The 17351-nt window shown below is 66.7% G+C and carries 15 protein-coding genes, 2 tRNA genes and 2 pseudogenes; 7 read left to right on the top strand and 12 right to left on the bottom strand.

The features are described from left to right. Window positions 1–65: 65 nt before the first annotated feature. Window positions 66–1001, top strand: a complete 936-nt coding sequence (locus GTW51_RS11110; RefSeq protein WP_163043996.1) for a quinoprotein relay system zinc metallohydrolase 2 — start codon at window positions 66–68, stop codon at window positions 999–1001. Between the two features lie 128 nt (window positions 1002–1129). Continuing rightward, on the top strand, window positions 1130–1975 hold the full coding sequence (locus GTW51_RS11105; RefSeq protein WP_163043995.1) for a quinoprotein dehydrogenase-associated SoxYZ-like carrier: 846 nt from the start codon (window positions 1130–1132) through the stop codon (window positions 1973–1975). Between the two features lie 40 nt (window positions 1976–2015). Here the strand turns inward: GTW51_RS11105 and GTW51_RS11100 are convergent, their stop codons facing one another. From GTW51_RS11100 to GTW51_RS11090, 3 genes are all read right to left on the bottom strand, one after another. Beyond that, entirely contained in the window at window positions 2016–2318 is a 303-nt protein-coding gene (locus tag GTW51_RS11100) for a hypothetical protein (RefSeq protein ID WP_163044139.1), read from the bottom strand. A 149-nt stretch (window positions 2319–2467) separates the two neighbouring features. Continuing rightward, window positions 2468–3448: a YVTN family beta-propeller repeat protein gene (locus tag GTW51_RS11095; RefSeq protein ID WP_343033996.1), complete on the bottom strand. Its 981-nt coding sequence runs from the start codon at window positions 3446–3448 to the stop codon at window positions 2468–2470. Continuing rightward, window positions 3445–3939, bottom strand: coding sequence for an SRPBCC family protein (locus GTW51_RS11090; protein ID WP_163044137.1), 495 nt, complete (start codon window positions 3937–3939; stop codon window positions 3445–3447). The genes GTW51_RS11095 and GTW51_RS11090 overlap by 4 nt, the downstream gene beginning before the upstream one ends. A gap of 268 nt (window positions 3940–4207) precedes the next feature. On the opposite strand from GTW51_RS11090, the gene ggt reads away from it, so the two are divergent. After that, window positions 4208–5974 carry a gamma-glutamyltransferase gene (ggt, locus tag GTW51_RS11085; RefSeq protein WP_163043994.1) on the top strand — a complete coding sequence of 589 codons (1767 nt, stop codon included), beginning with the start codon at window positions 4208–4210 and terminating at the stop codon, window positions 5972–5974. A gap of 82 nt (window positions 5975–6056) precedes the next feature. Here the strand turns inward: ggt and GTW51_RS11080 are convergent, their stop codons facing one another. From GTW51_RS11080 to GTW51_RS11045, 8 genes are all read right to left on the bottom strand, one after another. Then, on the bottom strand, window positions 6057–6731 hold the full coding sequence (locus GTW51_RS11080) for a type 1 glutamine amidotransferase domain-containing protein (RefSeq protein ID WP_163043993.1): 675 nt from the start codon (window positions 6729–6731) through the stop codon (window positions 6057–6059). A gap of 187 nt (window positions 6732–6918) precedes the next feature. Beyond that, entirely contained in the window at window positions 6919–8469 is a 1551-nt protein-coding gene (locus GTW51_RS11075; RefSeq protein WP_163043992.1) for a DHA2 family efflux MFS transporter permease subunit, read from the bottom strand. Next, on the bottom strand, window positions 8466–9794 hold the full coding sequence (locus GTW51_RS11070; RefSeq protein WP_163043991.1) for an HlyD family secretion protein: 1329 nt from the start codon (window positions 9792–9794) through the stop codon (window positions 8466–8468). The genes GTW51_RS11075 and GTW51_RS11070 overlap by 4 nt, the downstream gene beginning before the upstream one ends. Then, a complete protein-coding gene (locus tag GTW51_RS11065; protein ID WP_163043990.1) occupies window positions 9791–10270 on the bottom strand; it encodes a MarR family winged helix-turn-helix transcriptional regulator in 480 nt (159 codons plus the stop codon). The genes GTW51_RS11070 and GTW51_RS11065 overlap by 4 nt, the downstream gene beginning before the upstream one ends. Before the next feature lie 100 nt (window positions 10271–10370). After that, window positions 10371–11675 carry a nicotinate phosphoribosyltransferase gene (pncB, locus tag GTW51_RS11060; protein WP_163043989.1) on the bottom strand — a complete coding sequence of 435 codons (1305 nt, stop codon included), beginning with the start codon at window positions 11673–11675 and terminating at the stop codon, window positions 10371–10373. A 101-nt stretch (window positions 11676–11776) separates the two neighbouring features. After that, on the bottom strand, window positions 11777–11977 hold the full coding sequence (locus GTW51_RS11055) for a hypothetical protein (RefSeq protein ID WP_163043988.1): 201 nt from the start codon (window positions 11975–11977) through the stop codon (window positions 11777–11779). A 108-nt stretch (window positions 11978–12085) separates the two neighbouring features. After that, the gene (locus GTW51_RS11050) at window positions 12086–12268 is read right to left on the bottom strand and encodes a hypothetical protein (protein WP_163043987.1); all 183 of its coding nucleotides are present in this window, start codon (window positions 12266–12268) and stop codon (window positions 12086–12088) included. 315 nt (window positions 12269–12583) lie between these two features. Then, window positions 12584–12658 (bottom strand) — tRNA-Thr (locus GTW51_RS11045). A 354-nt stretch (window positions 12659–13012) separates the two neighbouring features. Here GTW51_RS11045 and GTW51_RS11040 point away from each other — a divergent pair. Further along, window positions 13013–13088: transfer RNA gene (locus GTW51_RS11040), tRNA-Phe, on the top strand. Between the two features lie 285 nt (window positions 13089–13373). Continuing rightward, window positions 13374–14591: a tyrosine-type recombinase/integrase gene (locus tag GTW51_RS11035; protein ID WP_163043986.1), complete on the top strand. Its 1218-nt coding sequence runs from the start codon at window positions 13374–13376 to the stop codon at window positions 14589–14591. Window positions 14592–14787: 196 nt separating this feature from the next. Here GTW51_RS11035 and GTW51_RS11030 read toward each other — a convergent pair whose 3' ends face one another. Next, complete coding sequence (locus tag GTW51_RS11030) at window positions 14788–16395, bottom strand: ISL3 family transposase (RefSeq protein WP_203566027.1); 1608 nt, start codon at window positions 16393–16395, stop codon at window positions 14788–14790. 154 nt (window positions 16396–16549) lie between these two features. On the opposite strand from GTW51_RS11030, the pseudogene GTW51_RS23915 reads away from it, so the two are divergent. Together GTW51_RS23915 and GTW51_RS23910 are read left to right on the top strand one after the other, a co-directional pair. Beyond that, a pseudogene (locus tag GTW51_RS23915) lies at window positions 16550–16906 on the top strand (recombinase family protein); the annotation flags it as partial. Between the two features lie 51 nt (window positions 16907–16957). Next, window positions 16958–17227, top strand: a pseudogene (locus GTW51_RS23910) (transposase zinc-binding domain-containing protein); the annotation flags it as partial. Between the last annotated feature and the right edge of the window lie 124 nt (window positions 17228–17351).

The raw sequence follows: 17351 nt of genomic DNA, 5'->3' as shown, positions 1-17351 counted from the left end.
GGAGCCCCCGGGCCGTTCACCGTCCCCGACTTGCCTAGCCGGGTCGAAGCGGATCACATGACGGCATGATCCCGATCCGTCCGCGCCTTTTCGCCGCCTGTTTCGCAGGCCTCCTCGCTGCCACCGCCGGGGCGGCTGCGGCCGAGCCGCTCTCGATGGCCGAGGTCGCCCCCGGCGTCTTCGTCCATGAAGGGGCGGTGGCGGAGACCACCCCCGGCAATCGCGGCGACGTCGCCAATATCGGCTTCGTGGTCGGCGACGCGGCGGTGGCGATGATCGACAGCGGCGGCAGCGTCGCGGTGGCCGAATCGGCACTCGCCGCCATCCGGCGCGTCACCGACCTGCCCGTGCGCTATCTGATCAACACGCACATGCACCCGGACCATGTCTTCGGCAACCAGGTCTTCGCCGGCCTCGGCGCGACGATCATCGGGCATCGTCGCCTGCCGGCCGCCCTGTCGGCCCGGGCCGAGTTCTATCGTCAGTCGATGCGCGAGCAGCTGGGTCCCGAACTCGCGGACGCCGTCACGGTCACCCTGCCGGACGAGACGGTCGAGGGCGAGCGGCGAATCGATCTCGGCGGCCGGACCCTTCTGCTGACGGCCTGGGACACCGCCCACACCGACAACGACCTCACCGTGCTCGACGAGGCGACCGCCACACTGTTCGCCGGCGATCTGGTCTTCATGGAGCACGTCCCGGTGATCGACGGCTCGATCAAGGGCTGGCTCGCCCAGACCCCGGCCCTTGCCGCGATCGACGCGCAACGCGTCGTGCCGGGACACGGGCCTCCCAGCGCGCCATGGCCGCAGGCGCTCGAAGCCCAGACCGAATATCTGGAGACGCTGGCCGCCGACCTGCGCGCCGCCATCGCCGCGGGCGTACCGATCGCCGAAGCGGTGACCACGGCCGCCGCAAGCCTGGCGGGCCAATGGCAGCTTTTCGACGCCTACAATCCGCGCAACGCCACCGCGTCCTTCGCCGAGCTCGAGTGGGAATAGCGGGCGACCCGCAGTACCCCGGCGACACCGGCGATCGCCATGCCGCTTGCCCGATGCCCCCGGCAGGCTCACATTAGGGGGCAAGAAGACCGGCGAACGGGCACGCGCCACGGAAACGGGAGGTTTCGATGTCGAATGCTGACGAAAAGCGCCATGGCCTGGCGTGGGGCGCGAGCCTGTCGCTCGCCTGTCTCGCCCTGGTCCTCGCCGCGCCGGCCGCCAGGGCCGAGGCGCCGCTCACGCCGGAAGCCGCCGCCGCGGCGAGCCCGTCCACTTGGACCAGCCTCAGGGCCGACCTGTTCGGCGAGCGCCCGCTGGTCGAGGGCAGCGAGGCGATCAGCCTCGACGCGCCGGCTCGCGCCACCGATCCGGCGATCGTGCCGATCACCCTCACCCTCGATCCGGGCCACGACATCCGCAAGGTGACGCTGGTGATCGACGAGAACCCGGCGCCCGTCGCCGCGACCTTCGACATCGCCGAAAATGCTGGCGTGACGCAGCTGTCGACGCGCGTCCGGGTCAACGAATACACCGACATCCACGCCGTCGCCGAAGCCGCCGACGGCACGCTCTACGTGACCAGCCGGTTCGTGAAGGCAGCCGGCGGCTGCGCCGCGCCGGCGGCGAAGGATCCGGAAGTCGCCGCCAGCGAGATGGGCCAGATGAAGCTGCGCTTCTTCGAGGCGGCGGCGGACGCGGACCGGCACGAGGCGCAGCTGATGATCCGCCACCCGAACAATTCCGGGCTGCAGAAGGACCAGGTGACGCTGCTCTACATCCCGGCGCACTTCATCAGCGAACTGGCGATCACCCGGAACGGCGAGCCCCTGTTCTCGATGACCGGCGGCATCTCGATTTCGGAGGATCCCAGCTTCCGCTTCGATTACGCCGGCGAAGCGGCGGCCTTCCATGCCCGCGCGGTGGATACCGACGGCAACGTCTTCGAGAAGAGCTTCACCCCCGGCCAGTCCTGAGGCCAAGGCTTGATGGCAGGCCCGCTGCCGCTCAGCCGCGTCAGTCGAAGCAGCGGATCTCGGCTTCGGCCTGCGCACGGCGCAGATCGTCGATCGTGGCCTTCTGCTCGACGCCGCCGCGGAACAGCGCGCCCTTCTCGCCGCTGACCTGCTGCATCGACAGGAAGGTCGAGGCCTCGACATAGCGGTCGTACGGCAGCAGCGATGCCACCACGTCGAACGAGCAGGAACATTGCTCCAGCGCGGTGCGGGTATTGCCGTTGCTCGACATGCAGCCGAACACGTAGTCGGCGATCACGGCCGTCGGATAGTCGGCGGCGGCTGCCGAGGGCGTGCTGCCCATGCCCGGCACCCGCGTGGCGCCGCCCGGGCCGACGACGGTGCTCGGCGGCACCACCATCTGGGCCGTCGCGGTCGCGATCCCGGCGAGCGTCGCGATCGCCGCAATGGCGGCCAGTCGCAATGGGTTCGGCATGATGAATTCCTCCCTGGCTATGGGGTCGCGGGGTCGGCCCCGACGAACGCGCCGAAGGCGCGCGGGCCTTCCCCAACCGTGACGTGGCCGACGATCTCCAGCGTCTCGGCGTCGATCTTGGCGAGCGTATCGTCGAACCAGTTGGCGACATAGACAAAACGCCCGTCGCTGCCGACGTCGATCCCTTCCGGATATTCGCCGGTCTCCAGCACCGTCAAGCGTTCGCGCGTCGCCGCGTCGAACACCGTGACGGTGCTGCCGTACTGGTCGGTGACGAACACCTTGCCGCGCGTCTCGGCGGCGGCATAGGGGTGCGAGCCGACATCGACGGTGTCGAGCACCGCGTGGCTCTCGGCATCGACGATGGTGACGCTGTCGCCGCCGACATTGGTCGCATAGACCCGCGTCCCGTCCGGCGAGAACGCCACGCCGAACGGCCGCGCGCCCACCGCAACGCGGGCGATGGCATCCCCCGTCGCGCTGTCGATGAAGGAGACCTGGTCGGAATCGCGGTCGGCGGTGACGATCACCGCGCCGTCCCCGGAGACCGCGACGCCGGAGGGCGATTCGCCGGTCTCGAAGGAGCCGACGACCTTGCCGGCTTGCGGGTCGACGACCAGCAGCGAATGCGAGAACCAGTCGGCGACATAGACCGGCGCGCCGGACGGATGCACCGCGATGCCGAGCGGGCCGCCGCCGGTATCGATCTCGCGGACCACCGTGCCCGACGCCGTGTCGACGACGCTGATCGCCTTGGCCTCGGGGCGCGAGACATAGGCGCGCATGCCGTCAGCCGAGAGGGCGATGCCGGCCGGCTTGCCGGGGATCGCGATGGTCGAGCGAACGGTCATCGTGTCGAGATCGACGATCGACAGTTCCTCGGCTTCCTGGCTGGTCACATAGGCGAGATCGCCGGCCGCGGCCGTGCTGGCGTCCGCCAGCAGCAGGCCGGCGACGAGCAGGCCGGCACGCGCCGCGATGCCGCGACGCCGGCTCACGAGCCGGCTTCGACGACCGTCTTCAGATTGTCGAGACCCTCGCGCAGGAACGTCGAGACGCCGGTCACCGCCGCCTCGTCGTTGAGCTCGGCCGGCGGGTCGTTGTTCGGATAGCCGCGGTAGAAGGCGGCGCGCCAGGTGACCTCGGAGCGCGCGCCGCCGTCGAGCGGCTTGACGGTGATGGTCGAGGAATAATTGGTCGCCGGCAGCACGTCGACATTCACGTGGCCGATGAAGGTCGAGAGCGTCATCTTGGCCGGGTCGAGCTTGGAAAGTTCCTCTTCCATCGTCCCGCCGGTCGTGTAGCCGAGCGTGCGGATGGCGCCGACTTCCGCGCCCTTGGGCGAATCGGTCATCGCCACGCGCGGATGCCAGGCCATGTCGCCGAAGGCGCCGACGACCGCCCACACCTGCTCCGGCGCCGCGTCGATCTCGACGGTCTCGCTGGCCTTCTGGCGGGTCGGGCCATGCGCGAGGGCGAGCCCCGGCATCACGAACAAGGCGATGATGAAGGAAATGATGCGTATGGCCACGATCGAGCCTCCTGCTGATCACTGTCGGTCCGGCTCCCGCGGCCCGATTCGGGGCGGACCCTATTGCCAAGTTCGCCCGGCGAAAAGGGGATTTGCTCCTGCCCCACGTCGTTTCGCGAAACCTTGATGGGCAATCGCGCACCTTCCCTATCGGCAGATTTGGCCGGCTTTCGGTCCCCGTCCGACTGACATAGGCTGACGGTGAAGCTGCCTGAGGAGACGCCCGATGCCCCGCCGGAAACTCGCCACATGGCTATTGGTATGCGGCCTCGGCCTTGCCCCGTCGGCCTTCGCGCAGGAACAGCCGAGCGACGCCTTTGAGCCGGAGGCGGCGACGCCGTCCGTCGAAGCCGGTCTCGTCCGTGCCGAGCGGCAGATGGTGGCGGCGGCGCACCCGCTGGCGGCGGCGGCAGGCCTTGCAATCCTTCGCCAGGGCGGCAACGCCATCGATGCGATGGTGACGACGCAGCTGGTGCTCGGCCTCGTCGAGCCGCAATCCTCCGGCCTCGGTGGCGGTGCTTTCCTGGTCTATTTCGATGCCGGGGACGACCGCCTGACCACCTTCGACGGCCGCGAGACGGCGCCCGCCGGCGCCACGCCGACGCTCTTCCTCGACGATTCCGGCGAGCCTCTCGCCTTCATGGATGCCGTGGTCGGCGGGCGCTCGGTCGGCACGCCGGGCACGGTCCGGCTGCTCTTCGACACCCACGAGCGCCATGGCGCACTTGCCTGGCGCGACGTGGTCCAGCCGGCGATCGACCTTGCCGAAAAGGGCTTCGACGTCTCGCCCCGCCTCAACGCGCTGATCGCCGAGGACGCCGCGAACATTTCCCGCCATGCCGCCACGCGCGACTATTTCCTCGGGCCCGACGGCGCCGCCCTGCCGGTCGGCCACCGCCTGGTGAACCCGGCCTATGCCGAGACGCTGCGCGCCGTCGCCGCAGAGGGCCCGGCCGGCTTCTACGAGGGCCCGGTTGCCGAAGGGATCGTCGACACGGTGCGGAACGCCGAGGGCAATCCCGGCACGCTCGCCCTATCCGACCTCGCAACCTACGAGGTTGTCGAGCGCGAACCGGTCTGCGTCGATTATCGTGACATGGACGTCTGCGGCATGGGTCCGCCCTCCTCCGGCGCGCTGACCATCGGCCAGATCCTCGGCCTGATCGAACCGCACGACATCGCCGTGCTCGGGCCGGAAAGCCCCGAGGCCTGGCGGCTGATCGGCGACGCCTCCCGCCTCGCCTTCGCCGATCGCGGCCGCTACATGGCCGACATCGACTTCGTGCCGATGCCGCTGAAGGGCCTTCTCGACCCGGCCTATCTGGCGACCCGAGCCCGTCTCCTCGACGGCGACGCGGCGCTCGCCGAAGCCGCCGTTGTGCCCGGCTCCCCGCCCTGGGACCACGCGATGCTGCTCGGCGACGACACTGCCATCGAGCTCCCCTCGACCAGCCATTTCTCCATCGTCGACGCAGACGGCAACGTCGTCTCGATGACCACCACCATCGAGAGCGGCTTCGGCTCACGGCTGATGACCGGCGGTTTCCTGCTCAACAACGAGCTGACCGACTTCTCATTCGAGACCCGCGACGACGACGGCCGGCTGATCGCCAATGCCGTCGCGCCCGGCAAGCGGCCGCGCTCATCGATGGCGCCGACCATCGTCATGCAGGACGGCAAGCCGGTGATCGCCATCGGCTCGCCCGGCGGCAGCCGCATCATCGGCTATGTTGCGCAGGCGCTTGTCGCGCTGATCGACTGGGAGATGGACGCGCAGGAAGCCGTCGCCATGCCGCATCTGGTCAACCGCTTCGGCACCTTCGACGTCGAAGCGGGAACGTCCGCGACCGCGCTCTCCGGCTCGCTCCGCGCACTCGGATTCGAGGTCAACGAGGCCCCCCTCGATTCCGGTCTCCACGCCATCGTCATCCGCCCGGACGGCCTCGAAGCCGGCGCCGACCCCCGCCGCGAAGGCATCGCGCTCGGCGACTGAGACGAAAAAGCCCGCCGGGCGGTCCCGACGGGCTGGTTCGAACGGCAGGGCGGAATGCCGCGATGGCGCCCGGTGTCTGGCGCTAGAGGAAGGTCAGCAGCTTGCGAGCGGCTTCCTCGGACGAGGCCGGGTTCTGGCCGGTCACCAGCTTGCCGTCGGTGACGACGAAGGACGCCCAGTCGGCGCCCTTCTGGTAGTTGCCGCCATTGGCGACCAGCATGTCCTCGACGAGGAACGGCACGATGTCGGTCAGGCCGACGCCTTCTTCCTCGGTGTTGGTGAAGCCGGTGACGGTCCGGCCCGCGACCAGCGACTTTCCGTCCGCCGCCGTCGTGTGGCGGAAGATCGCCGGTGCGTGGCAGACCGCACCGACCGGCCGGTCGCTCTGCGCGAACGTCTCGATCAGCTTCCGACTGTCGGCATCCTCGGCGAGGTCCCAGAGCGGCCCGTGGCCACCGGGATAGAAGATCGCGTCGAAGCCGTCGGCGCCGACGGTGGACAGGACCTTGGTATTCGCCAGATCCTGCTGCGCCGCCGGATCGGCCTTGAACCGCTTGGTCGCTTCGGTCTGCGCGTCCTCGGCGTCGCTCTTGGGATCGAGCGGCGGCTGGCCGCCCTTCGGCGAGGCCAGCGTGATGTCGGCGCCGGCGTCCTTGAAGACGTAATAGGGCGCGGCGAATTCCTCGAGCCAGAAGCCGGTCTTGTTGCCGGTATCGCCGAGCTGGTCGTGCGACGTCAGAACCATCAGGATCTTCATGGTGGGTATCCTTCGAATTGTCGTCGTGAACTGGGGAAATGGCGCAGCCCGTACCGGACCCGGCATCCTCGCAAGGCCAATGACGGCAGAGGGCCCCTGTTCCGGACCGGCGATCATTTCCTCGCGACGGACCGTCAACGGTCGGCCCGTTCCTTCGGCCCTGCCCCGGCGGCTGTGCGGAGAGTCCCTACTCCATCGCCGGGGCATGCCCGCCGGCATCGGCGTTTCTGCCGGGCGGCTTCATGAAGGCCAGCAGCGGCACGGCGCAGAGCGTGATGATCATCATCAGCTTGAAGTCGTCGACATAGGCGATCATCGCCGCCTGCGCCTGCACCTGCTGGTTGAGAACGCCGAGCGTCGTTGTCTGGTCCATCCCCATCGTCGCGACGGCATTGGTGAAGTTCGGGTTGAACGGATTCAACCCGGCGACGAGATCGGCTCGGCTGATGATGATGTTGTGGGCAAGCTCCACCGACACGATCGAGATGCCGACCGACGAGCCGATATTGCGCAAAAGGCTGAACAGCGAGGCAGCGTCCGGCCGGAACTTCGGCGCCAGCGTCGCGAAGGCGAGCGTCGACAGCGGCACGAAGACCAGTCCCAGCCCCAGTCCCTGCACGACGCCCGACACGATGATCGGCGTCGAATCCATCAGGATCGAGAAGCCGCTCATCTGGTAGAGCGACAGCGCCGTCAGCATCAGCCCGGTGAAGATCAGGAGCCGCGTGTCGACCTTGCCGATCAGCCGGCCGACGACGATCATCGAGATCATCGTGCCGACGCCGCGCGGCGCCAGCACCATTCCGGTCGTCACCACCGGATAGCCGAGGATGTTCTGCAGCATCGGCGGCAGCAGCGCGAGGCCGGCGAGCAGGATCATGCCGACGACGAAGATCATCACCAGCGCCATCACGAGGTTGCGGTCGGTGAAGATTTTCGGGTCGATGAAGGCGCCCTCCCGCCCGGTAATGTGCAGCACGAAGGCCCACAGGCCGGAGACGGCGAGGCCGAGCTCGATCCAGCACTCGGGGGACGAGAACCAGTCCACCTGCTCGCCGCGGTCGAGGAACAGCTGCAAGGCGCCGATGAACAGCGACAGCATGGCGAAGCCGAAGAAGTCGAAGCCGCGCTGGCGCTTCGGCGTCCGGGGCAGGAACAGGATCATCCCGGCCAGCGCCAGGAGGCCGATCGGCAAATTGACGAAGAACACCCAGCGCCAGTTGAACGTCTCGGTCAGCCAGCCGCCCAGCGTCGGGCCGACGATCGGGCCGACCATGATGCCGGCGCCCCAGATCGCCATCGCCGAGCCGTGCTGTTCCCTGGTGTTGATGTTGAGCAGCACGGTCTGCGACAGCGGCACGAGCGCCGCCCCGCACAGGCCCTGCAGCAGCCGGAAGAAGATCATCTCGTTGAGGCTGGTGGCAAAGCCGCAGGCCATCGACGCGACGACGAAGCCGGCGGCCGAGGCGATGAACAGCTCGCGCAGGCCGATCCGGTCGGAGAGCCAGCCGGTCACCGGCGTCATGATCGCCGCGGCGACGATGTAGGAGGTCAGCACCCAGGTGATCTGGTCCTGCGCCGCCCCGAGCGAGCCCTGCATGTTCGGCAGCGCGACGTTGGCGATCGTGGTGTCGAGCACCTGCATGATCGTCGCCAGCATGATCGAGACGGTGATCAGGCCCTTGTGGGCGACGACGCCGTCCGGGCCGGCGGCGGCCGGCGCGGCCGCGGCGCTCATCGTGCCGGGGTCGTCGCCGAACCGGCGGTGGCCCCTTCCCGTGCGGTGGCGTCGATGGCGGCAACGTCCGGTGCCTCGGCGTCGGTGGTGGCGGCGACGGCCCGTCCGGCCGGCAGATACGGGTCGAGGCCGAGCGCCGCGACGACGGGCTCGAGGAACGCCGGCACGCCTCGCGCGTGACCGGTATCGACGGTGACGCTGGCGCTCATGCCGGCGCGCAGGGCGGGCATGTCGTCGTCGGCCTCGACCCGGATGCGCACGGGAATGCGCTGCACCACCTTCACCCAGTTGCCGGTGGCGTTTTGCGCCGGCAGCAGCGCGAATTCCGAGCCGGTGCCGGCGCCGATCGAGCCGACCGTCGCGTGCAGGACGTGGTCCGGATAGGTGTCGAGCTCGACATCCACCGGCTGGCCGACGCGCATGTCGGTCAGCTCGGTTTCCTTGTAGTTCGCCTCGACCCAGCTGTCCTGCGTCTCCATCAGGCTCATCACCGCCGAGGCCGGGGTCACGTACTGGCCTTCCTGCATCCGGTCGGTCTGGCTGATCACCCCGGCCGCCGGCGCCGTCACCTCGGTATGGGCGAGGTCCAGCTCGGCGGCGTGCAGCTGCGCGAAGGCCTCCAGCACCAGCGGATGCTGGTCCGTGGCGATGTCGGGGTCGCCCGCCAGCGCCGCCCGCGCGGCGAGGACCTGGCTTTCGGCAGAAGACAGCGCGCCGCGCGCCTGGCGCAGCGCCAGGTCGGCGTCGTCGAGGGTGGACTGGCTGACGATGCCCTTCTGCACCAGCGTCTGCTGGCGCTGGTTCCGGGTTTCGGCATTGGTCAGCGCATCGCGCGCCGTCCCGGCCTCCGACACCGCCTGCGCATAGGCAGCCTTCAGCTTCTCGACGTCGAGCCGGGCCGATTCCAGATTGGCCTGATCCTGCTCGACGGCGTTGCGATACACGCTGTCGTCGATGGTGAAGAGCAGCGCGCCGGCTTCGACGGTCTGGTTCTCCGCGACCGCGACCCTGGCGATCTGGCCGCTCACCTGCGGCATCACCGTGACACGGTCCTGATGGACATAAGCGTCCTCGGTGTTGATGTAGCGCCCACCGGTGACCCAGTAATAGGCGCCGCCCAGCGCCAGAGCGAGCGGCAGCGCGACGATCAGCAGCGTGCGGAGCGGGCGGCGCTTCTTCTTTGCCGGTTCCGGCGGGGGCGCGGCCTGCGTCGCCGGCGCCGCGGGCTCCGCCGCGCCGGCCTCGGCAGCCGGCGCCGGTTCGATCGCCAGCTCGGCCACCGGCTCGGCGCCGTTCGGCTCTTCGTTGTGTGGTTGCCCATTCATGAAGTCACCTCTGACGGTTCGCGAACCGCGCCGCGAACGCTCTCGCCGGCCTCAATCGTCGAAAGATTGCCGATCAGGGTTTCCAGCGCGAAAACGAGATTGCGACGCTCGGCCGCCGACAGCCCCTTCTGCGCGTCCTCGAAGACGGCAGCGGCGCGTTCGCGCATCGGCTTGATCAGCGCCCGGCACCGCTCGGTGGTGAACAGCTGGCGGGCCCGCCGGTCGTTCGGATCCTGCCGGCGATCCACCAGCCCGGCCGCGACCATGCGGTCGACATGCCGGGAGACGGTCATCGGCTCGAGTTCCAGCAGCGCCGCCAGCGCCGCCTGCCCGATCCCCTCGTTCTTGGCGAGGCGGGCGACGATCTGCAGCTGCGCCGAGGTCATGGAAAGATCACGGCTTTCCTGCTCGAAGCGGCGGCGAATGAGGCGCGCCGCATCGATCAGCAGGAATCCGAGGCTTGGTTGTTCGCTCATGGACGCGATCTAGTAACCCCGCTTATCATAAGCAAGGCTTATCGTATCCGATCACATGGGATTTACGGCGTTCGCAATGCCGGATGGCGGTCGCGTCGGCTCAGACGGCGAGCGCCCGCTCCGCATAGGCGGCTTCGCCGAACACCCGGCGGTAGCGCGCCACGGCCTGCGGGTCGCCGCTCGCCTTGGCGGGGTTGTCCGAGAGCTTCACCGCCGGCCGGCCGTTGACATCGGTCACCTTGCAGACCACCGAGATCGGGTCGAGCCCGCTGGTCGGCACCGGCGAGACGCCGCGGAAATCGTTGGTGAGGTTGGTGCCCCAGCCGAAGCTCATCCGCACCCGTCCCTCGAAATGCCGGTAGGTCCGCTCGATCGTGTCGGCGTCCATGCCGTCCGAGAAGACCAGGAGCTTCTCGCGCGGGTCCTCGCCCATGCGCTTCCACCAGGCGATGATCTCCTCGCCGCCCTCGATGGGGGGTGCCGAATCCGGCCGGAAACCCGTCCAGGAGGACAGCCATGGCGGCGCCTGCCGGAGGAAGGCCGACGTCCCGTAAGTGTCCGGCAGGACGATCAGCAGATTGCCGCCATAATAGCTCTGCCACTGCCGGAACACCTGGTAGGGCGCCTGGCGCAGTTCCTCGTCGCCCTCGGCCAGCGCCGACAGCACCATCGGCAGCTCGTGCGCGTTGGTGCCGATCGCCTCGAGATCGGTTTCCATCGCCAGGAGAACGTTGGACGAGCCGATCAGCCGGTCGCCGAGCCCCTCCTTCAGCGCCTCGACGCACCAGCGCTGCCACAGGAAGGAATGCCGCCGCCGCGTGCCGAAATCCGAGATGCGCAGGTCCGGCAGCGCCTGCAGGCGCTCGACCTTCTCCCACATCTTGGCCTTGGCGCGGGCATAGAGCACGTCGAGCTCGAAGCGCTTGAAGTCCTTCATCGCGGCGCGCGAGCGCAATTCGTTGATGATCGCCAGCGCCGGGATCTCCCACATCATCGTGTGGGTCCAGGGACCGTGGAAATCCAGCTCGAATTGCCCGTCGACCCGCCGCAGCTCGTATTCCGGCAGGCGGAAATGCTGCAGCCATTCGAGGAAGTCCGGCCGGAAGATCTGCCGCGTGCCGTAGAAGCTGTTACCCGCCAGCCAGATCATCTCGCGCTTGGTGAACGAGAGCGAGCGAGCGTGATCGAGATGGTCGCGCAGTTCCTGCTCGTCGATGATCTCGGCAAGCTTCACCTGCCGCGAGCGGTTGTGCAGCGAGAACGTCGCCTGAACGTCCGGATGCAGCCCGTGCACCATCTGCAGCATCAGGAGCTTGTAGAAATCCGTGTCGAGCAGGCTGCGCACGATCGTGTCGAGCTTGAACGTATGGTTCCAGACCCGTGTGGCGATGTCCGTCGCAACCATGCGGGGCTCCTCTTGTGCGGGCTTGAGGACGCGGCCGGTCGCATGCGCGAACCGATCCCCGCGGGCTGCGCTCGGCAGTGCGTCGTCGGTGGCGGGTCGGCTCAGCCCTCGACGTCGTCGCGGCGCTTGACCACGCGCTTGAGGCTGTTCATCGACTGGCTGACATTGGAGCAGTCGTGCACCGCATCGGCGAGCGCCGCCGCATCGACCGGCTGGCCCGGCTCCAGATCATGCAGGAATTCGCAGATATGGGTCACCCGTTCGCCGATCGAGTCGATCGCGGCGTCGAGATTCTTGGTCATGGCGCACCCCCGGAGCCGCAAATTATCGCGAAACTCCGTTACACCAGAAGCAACCGCGAATAAAGCACCGTCCGTGCCAGCGGGCATGGTCGCCCCGTCAGGCTTCGCCTACCGGGCGCCGCGCCCACGCTCCTGTCGCATCCGCACTTCAGCCCGATCGAGCCGCTCCAGCTTTTCGCTGAGCTGCGCCGGCAGGTCGTTGATGGGCTGGAAAACGCGGAGCCGCTCGAGATGGCGCGCAACTTCCGACCGTCGCCCCGGATGGGAGACAATGTTGGCAAGTTCGGACATCGATAGCACCTCTCTGGACACGCATTGTTCGGTACACAATGCGCGTATGAAGGTAACAATCCGTAAAGCGCGAATAGGTTCCTGTTTCAGCCACAATTGCGTGCAGCGCACACGGATGTTGGGCGTCTGCCCGTCGGCGGCGACAGCCGTTGCGGCAACATTGCCGCTATTCCGGCTACGCGCCGTGCGACGAAAGCCGGGCGGCCGGCGCAATTACCGAGCTGACAAAAGGCAGGATGAATTTCGACCGGGTCGCAGGATCCGGCGGGGACATCACGCAGGCTCACCGCCATCGCGGAGCGACATCGCGGGAGATGGTGCTGTGAGAGAGGATTGAACTCTCGACCTCTCCCTTACCAAGGGAGTGCTCTACCACTGAGCTACCACAGCATCCGCCTTCCAGGGAGCGACCCCGATCGCGACCGGGGCAGAGGGACCTGGAAAGCCCTGATCTTTCAACCGCCGGCGCCCTGAGTGCTTCCGAACCGGGAAACGCTCGCCGAAGAGGCTGCAACAGCGATGCGCGCTCTTTCCTTGATTTTCCCGCGAAGGTCAACAGCCGGCGACGGCCAGCTGGCGCTTTGTCGCCAGTTTGAGAGGGCGCAGGGAAAAATCGGCCCGGCGCGCCGTGTCTTTTTCCCGTCATCCGCCAATGAGACGCTGGACAGGGTCCGGCAGCTTTTCTATAAGGCCCCAGCCCTCGCCGGCCGGCTTCGCCACGAAGCAGCGCCCGGCGGCCGCGGCGCCCAGGTAGCTCAGTTGGTAGAGCATGCGACTGAAAATCGCAGTGTCGGCGGTTCGACTCCGTCCCTGGGCACCAATCCCCTTATTTACCTCAGCAGCAGTCTCGCATCTCACACCCCTTCAACCGGTGTCATGCCGGCTCAAAGTAGCTGCTTTTCTACTCTAGTGCGCTGAAAACGCTGCCTGATACTCGCGTCACCTCGCCGCCCGCGAGCGTCTCAGGCTGTGTCAGGCTGTCTCAGTCGCTTCCAACTCCGTTCACCCTATCTCATGCCCAAGGACGTAATGGCGACGTAACAGTTTGCCTCCTCCACGTCATTACGTCATGGTGGCTCCACCGTTACGTCAGCAGGAAGAGATTGTGAACACCCTGAATAAGATGAGCCTCCGCGCGATCAAGCCGGGGTCCAAGCTACAGAAGCACACCGATGGGGAGGGTTTGGCCCTGCTCGTCACGCCAAATGATGTTCGCACATGGCGGCTCGAGTACCGCTTCAATGGTCAACGGCGTGGTAAGTCGCTCGGGCGCTTCCCGCAAATGAGTCTTTCAGAGGCTCGGGCCGAGCGGGATCGGATCAAGGATCTGGTGCGGCGTGGCGCCGATCCGGAGCCGAAGGCGACACTCGACGAGACTTCGGCCGAGGCATCAGATGGCCCGACCTTCGGCGAACTCTGCGAAGAGTATCTGTCGGTCCTGCGGAAGACTGAACCTGCCGCGAAGACGGTGGCGAAGAATGACTGGCTTCTCAAAAGGCTGGCGGCGCCGCTTCATGACCTCGCCGTTGCCGAGATGAGGGCGGCGGACGTTCTTCCAATTCTCCAGCAGGTAGCTGCCTCCGGGCGACGCGAAAGCGCAGTGCGGCTGCGCGGTGTCATCGGGACGGTCTTCAACTATGCGATCCGCACCGAGCGCGCAGAGCGCAACCCGGCCGACGCTCTCAAGGGGACGCTGCCCAAGGTCGAGACCGAAGGTATGGCGGCGATCACCGTCGAGCGCGAGTTCGGCGTCTTGTTGCGGGCGATCGACAGCTACGACGATCCTGGCTTGCGCCATGCCCTGCAATTCTCGGCACTCACCTACGGCCGCCCGGTGGAAACCCGGTCTGCACGCTGGGCAGAGATCGATTTTGCAAACCGGCTGTGGACGATTCCCAAAGGGACAGCCAAGATGCGCAAGGAGCATCTCGTACCCTTGTCCGATCAAGCAATCGAGATCCTTAAGCGCCAGCATGAGATCAGCGGTACAGGCCCTCTCGTCTTCCCCCAACGCCGCAAGCCGGATCGGCCTCTCTCAGAGAATGCGTTCGGCGTCGCTTTGGATCGTCTTGGCTACGGCAAGGGGATCCATACGGCGCACGGTTTCCGCTCCTCAGCCTCAACGATTCTCAATGAGCGAGGATGGCGCTACGACGTGATCGAGGTCTCGCTTGCGCACGTCGACCCGAACAAGGTCCGACGCACCTACAACCGCGCCCTTTATCTCCCCGAGCGGATCGAGATGGCGCAGGCGTGGGCGGACCTCTGTGACGAGTTGCGCTTGCGGGCGCGGAGGAAGACTGAGATCGACGCATTCCTCTGATGAAACTAACTTAGGCCATAAAATGCCTGAGCAGGTGCCGCTTCCGTCAGAAGTTGATACACGCCGGCGGTAGACGCCTTGGGAGAGACTGATGGATGCACGAGTGCCGCCTTGCCATCCTGATTGGGCTCTTCCGCACTTTTGGTGAAGGTGCCGCCGACCTTTCATCGGACTCAATCGGCGGTTTCCTTTTGGCCTATGCGGCAGCGAGGACGCGCTGCTTCAGGAGCGGATAATGGGCTCGTCCGTACATTTGCCGCTTGATGACCTTTAACCGGTTGATCTGCCCCTCGACCGGGCTGGTGCTCCAGGGATGGGTCATCGAGGCTCGCACGGCGTCAAGATCACGACCGATGCCGACTGCGAAGGATCCAAGATCGCTGAACGCAGCGTCGGCAAGCCACGGATCGAGGTTGTCGTCCTGTCCGTTGCGGATCATTTCGGCGAACCTGTGCCCCAGAGCCGCAACTTCGGACAATTTCGGTTCGATGGCGAAGAGATGCGTCAGGAAGGCGCTTTCGTCCTTGTCGAGCGTTGCCGGGTCGCGCGACAACATCCAGGCGCATTGTCGTGTCGATGGAGGTTGCCACCGGGCCGCTTTGCGGGCCTCTGTTTCTCCTGGGGGCGCGGAAGCCTTGAGACGACGCGCCGTCGTCCATCGACCGACCGTCGCCAAACTCCCCGTGAAGCCTTGCTCGCCCAACTCTTTCAAAAGCTTCGGCGTCGTTCGACATCCCTCCCGCCAGCGCTGGTCGAGATAAGGTCGAAACGGATCGATGAGGTTGTTTCTCGGACGCCGGCGACGATACTCGGGCTCGCCGCCCGCAGCGAGCCACCTTTCGACCGTTCGTTTGTCCATGCCGACCAACGGAGCGATGAGGCGGGGAACAAGGCCTTGATCGTGCCAACGTCGGATTTCCTCATAACATTGCCGACGCTCGGATCGCCGCTCCTTTCCGAGTGCCTCCGGTTTCGTCTCGCGTGCCGGCGGCATTTCGGCGGCTTCGGGTTCGATTTTGTCCGACGCGACTTTAAGGCTTGCGGCCTTGACGGCTTTCCGGTGCCGTCCGGCCGCTGTGCGCAAGGCCTCGCCAAGATTATGCAAAAGGTGCCATCGGTCAGCAACCTGTACGGCTTGCGGCGCGCCGCGGCGGGCACCTTCGGCATAGAAACCGGCGCGGTCTCGGGCCACGACCTCAATGCCGAGATGGCCTTGCAGCCATTTTGCGACCGTGTTGGCGTTTCGATCCGGCAGAAGATCAATGACGCGATTGCGCTCCAGATCGCAGACGATCGTCCCGTAGCGCTGCCCGCGGCGCCAGGCCCAATCGTCGATGCCAACGACCCGCGGAGGCGGGAAAGGTTCGGCCTCGACCGCGTGGATCATCCGCAGCAAGGTGTCGCCGCTCACCGGCATCGCCAGCTTGCCGGCCAGTCGCGAACCCGGTTCACCGCCCGTGGCCAGACCGATCGCCAGCTGGCTCTGGCCGAGCCGCAACGTTCGCCGGGCGTGCACGCGAACTTCGGGCAGCCGCTCAACGAAGATGCGCTGCGAACAGGTCGAGTTATCGCAGCGAAAGCGCCGGGCATGAAGGTGGACGCATACGACCCGCCCATGCCACGGCAAATCCGCCAGTTGCCGGATGTAACGACTGTGCACACGGCCCGAGCGTCGATGACAGCGCGGACAGCACGCATCGGCCGCGACAGGTTCTGCCACAAGGACGATGCGATCCGAACCGGGCTGGATCTGGATGACCAACAGTGAGGGCGGGACGATCGAGCGAAGCGTCTCGTAGATCAAAACCGGTCTGCCAGATGGATTGCGATTCGAATCCTATGGACTCCTTCGCCTCACCTGTGAATCCCCGCGCTGCACCAAAAGTGCGGAAGAGCCCCTGATTGTCGCGCAGTTCTCATCCAGATTGTCGCGCTACAGCCTGGCCCGCTTCTAGGTCGTGGAGGCGGAGGCACATATTGTTCGTCTGATCTTCGCGTGGGTTGGCCTGGATCGCATGAGCCTGCGAGAGGTATGCCGGCGGCTCGAGCGGATCGACTGCCGGACGCGGGCAGGAACGACGCATTGGTACGCCTCCACGATCCGCGGCATGCTCGCCAATCCCGCCTATATCGGACGGGCCGCTTTCGGGCGAGCCCGCTACGTGCCGCCACGACCGCGGTTGCGGCCGATCCGCGGCCACTCACAACCCTCGCCGCACGCCACTTCGCGCGTTCCCGTTCCGCCTGAAGAGTGGATCGAAATTCCTGTTCCCCCGGTCGTCGATCCGACCGTATTCGAGGCGGTCCGTGCCCAGCTTGAGGAAAACCGGAAGCGCAAGCGCCAACGCACGCCGAGCTCGGACTGGCTGCTGCAGGGCCTCACGGTCTGCCGTCGTTGCGGCTACGCTTATTATGGCAAGCGCGCGCCTCACACCCGCAAGTACGATCCGACGGACACGCTGCGCTATTATCGCTGTATCGGTACCGACGGTTACCGCAAAGCGCACGAGGGGCACATGGGCCGCGTCGAGCGGCGCGTGATGAGCGCGATCGAGCTTTGCCGCACGGCGGAACTGGGCGGCCACACCGAGGCCTGCGCCTCGTGCGGCGTTATCCGCTGCGCCTATAATTCCTGCCTTATGGGCAGATCCAGTAATGGGGAGATGGCGTGGCGGTGTGGGCATTTTTTCTGTGAATTGCGGCTCTTCTTGTCTCCATAACAGTGCGCTCCCGCGGTTCCGTCGGCTTGGCCACCGATGG

Origin of the sequence: Aurantimonas aggregata (assembly GCF_010500835.1) — a bacterium.
GTDB classification, from domain to species: Bacteria; Pseudomonadota; Alphaproteobacteria; order Rhizobiales; family Rhizobiaceae; genus Aurantimonas; species Aurantimonas aggregata.
The sequence above is the reverse complement of the archived record's forward strand: the minus strand, read 5'-3'. Positions and strand labels throughout refer to the sequence as shown.

Excerpts from the sequence above, each read along its gene's own strand:
- GTW51_RS11110 (WP_163043996.1), top strand. The coding sequence starts at position 66 with ATGATCCCGATCCGTCCGCGCCTTTTCGCCGCCTGTTTCGCAGGCCTC.
- GTW51_RS11105 (WP_163043995.1), top strand. The coding sequence starts at position 1,130 with ATGTCGAATGCTGACGAAAAGCGCCATGGCCTGGCGTGGGGCGCGAGC.
- GTW51_RS11100 (WP_163044139.1), bottom strand. The coding sequence starts at position 2,318 with ATGGGCAGCACGCCCTCGGCAGCCGCCGCCGACTATCCGACGGCCGTG.
- GTW51_RS11090 (WP_163044137.1), bottom strand. The coding sequence starts at position 3,939 with ATGCCGGGGCTCGCCCTCGCGCATGGCCCGACCCGCCAGAAGGCCAGC.
- ggt (WP_163043994.1), top strand. The coding sequence starts at position 4,208 with ATGCCCCGCCGGAAACTCGCCACATGGCTATTGGTATGCGGCCTCGGC.
- GTW51_RS11080 (WP_163043993.1), bottom strand. The coding sequence starts at position 6,731 with ATGAAGATCCTGATGGTTCTGACGTCGCACGACCAGCTCGGCGATACC.
- GTW51_RS11075 (WP_163043992.1), bottom strand. The coding sequence starts at position 8,469 with ATGAGCGCCGCGGCCGCGCCGGCCGCCGCCGGCCCGGACGGCGTCGTC.
- GTW51_RS11070 (WP_163043991.1), bottom strand. The coding sequence starts at position 9,794 with ATGAATGGGCAACCACACAACGAAGAGCCGAACGGCGCCGAGCCGGTG.
- GTW51_RS11065 (WP_163043990.1), bottom strand. The coding sequence starts at position 10,270 with ATGAGCGAACAACCAAGCCTCGGATTCCTGCTGATCGATGCGGCGCGC.
- pncB (WP_163043989.1), bottom strand. The coding sequence starts at position 11,675 with ATGGTTGCGACGGACATCGCCACACGGGTCTGGAACCATACGTTCAAG.
- GTW51_RS11055 (WP_163043988.1), bottom strand. The coding sequence starts at position 11,977 with ATGACCAAGAATCTCGACGCCGCGATCGACTCGATCGGCGAACGGGTG.
- GTW51_RS11050 (WP_163043987.1), bottom strand. The coding sequence starts at position 12,268 with ATGTCCGAACTTGCCAACATTGTCTCCCATCCGGGGCGACGGTCGGAA.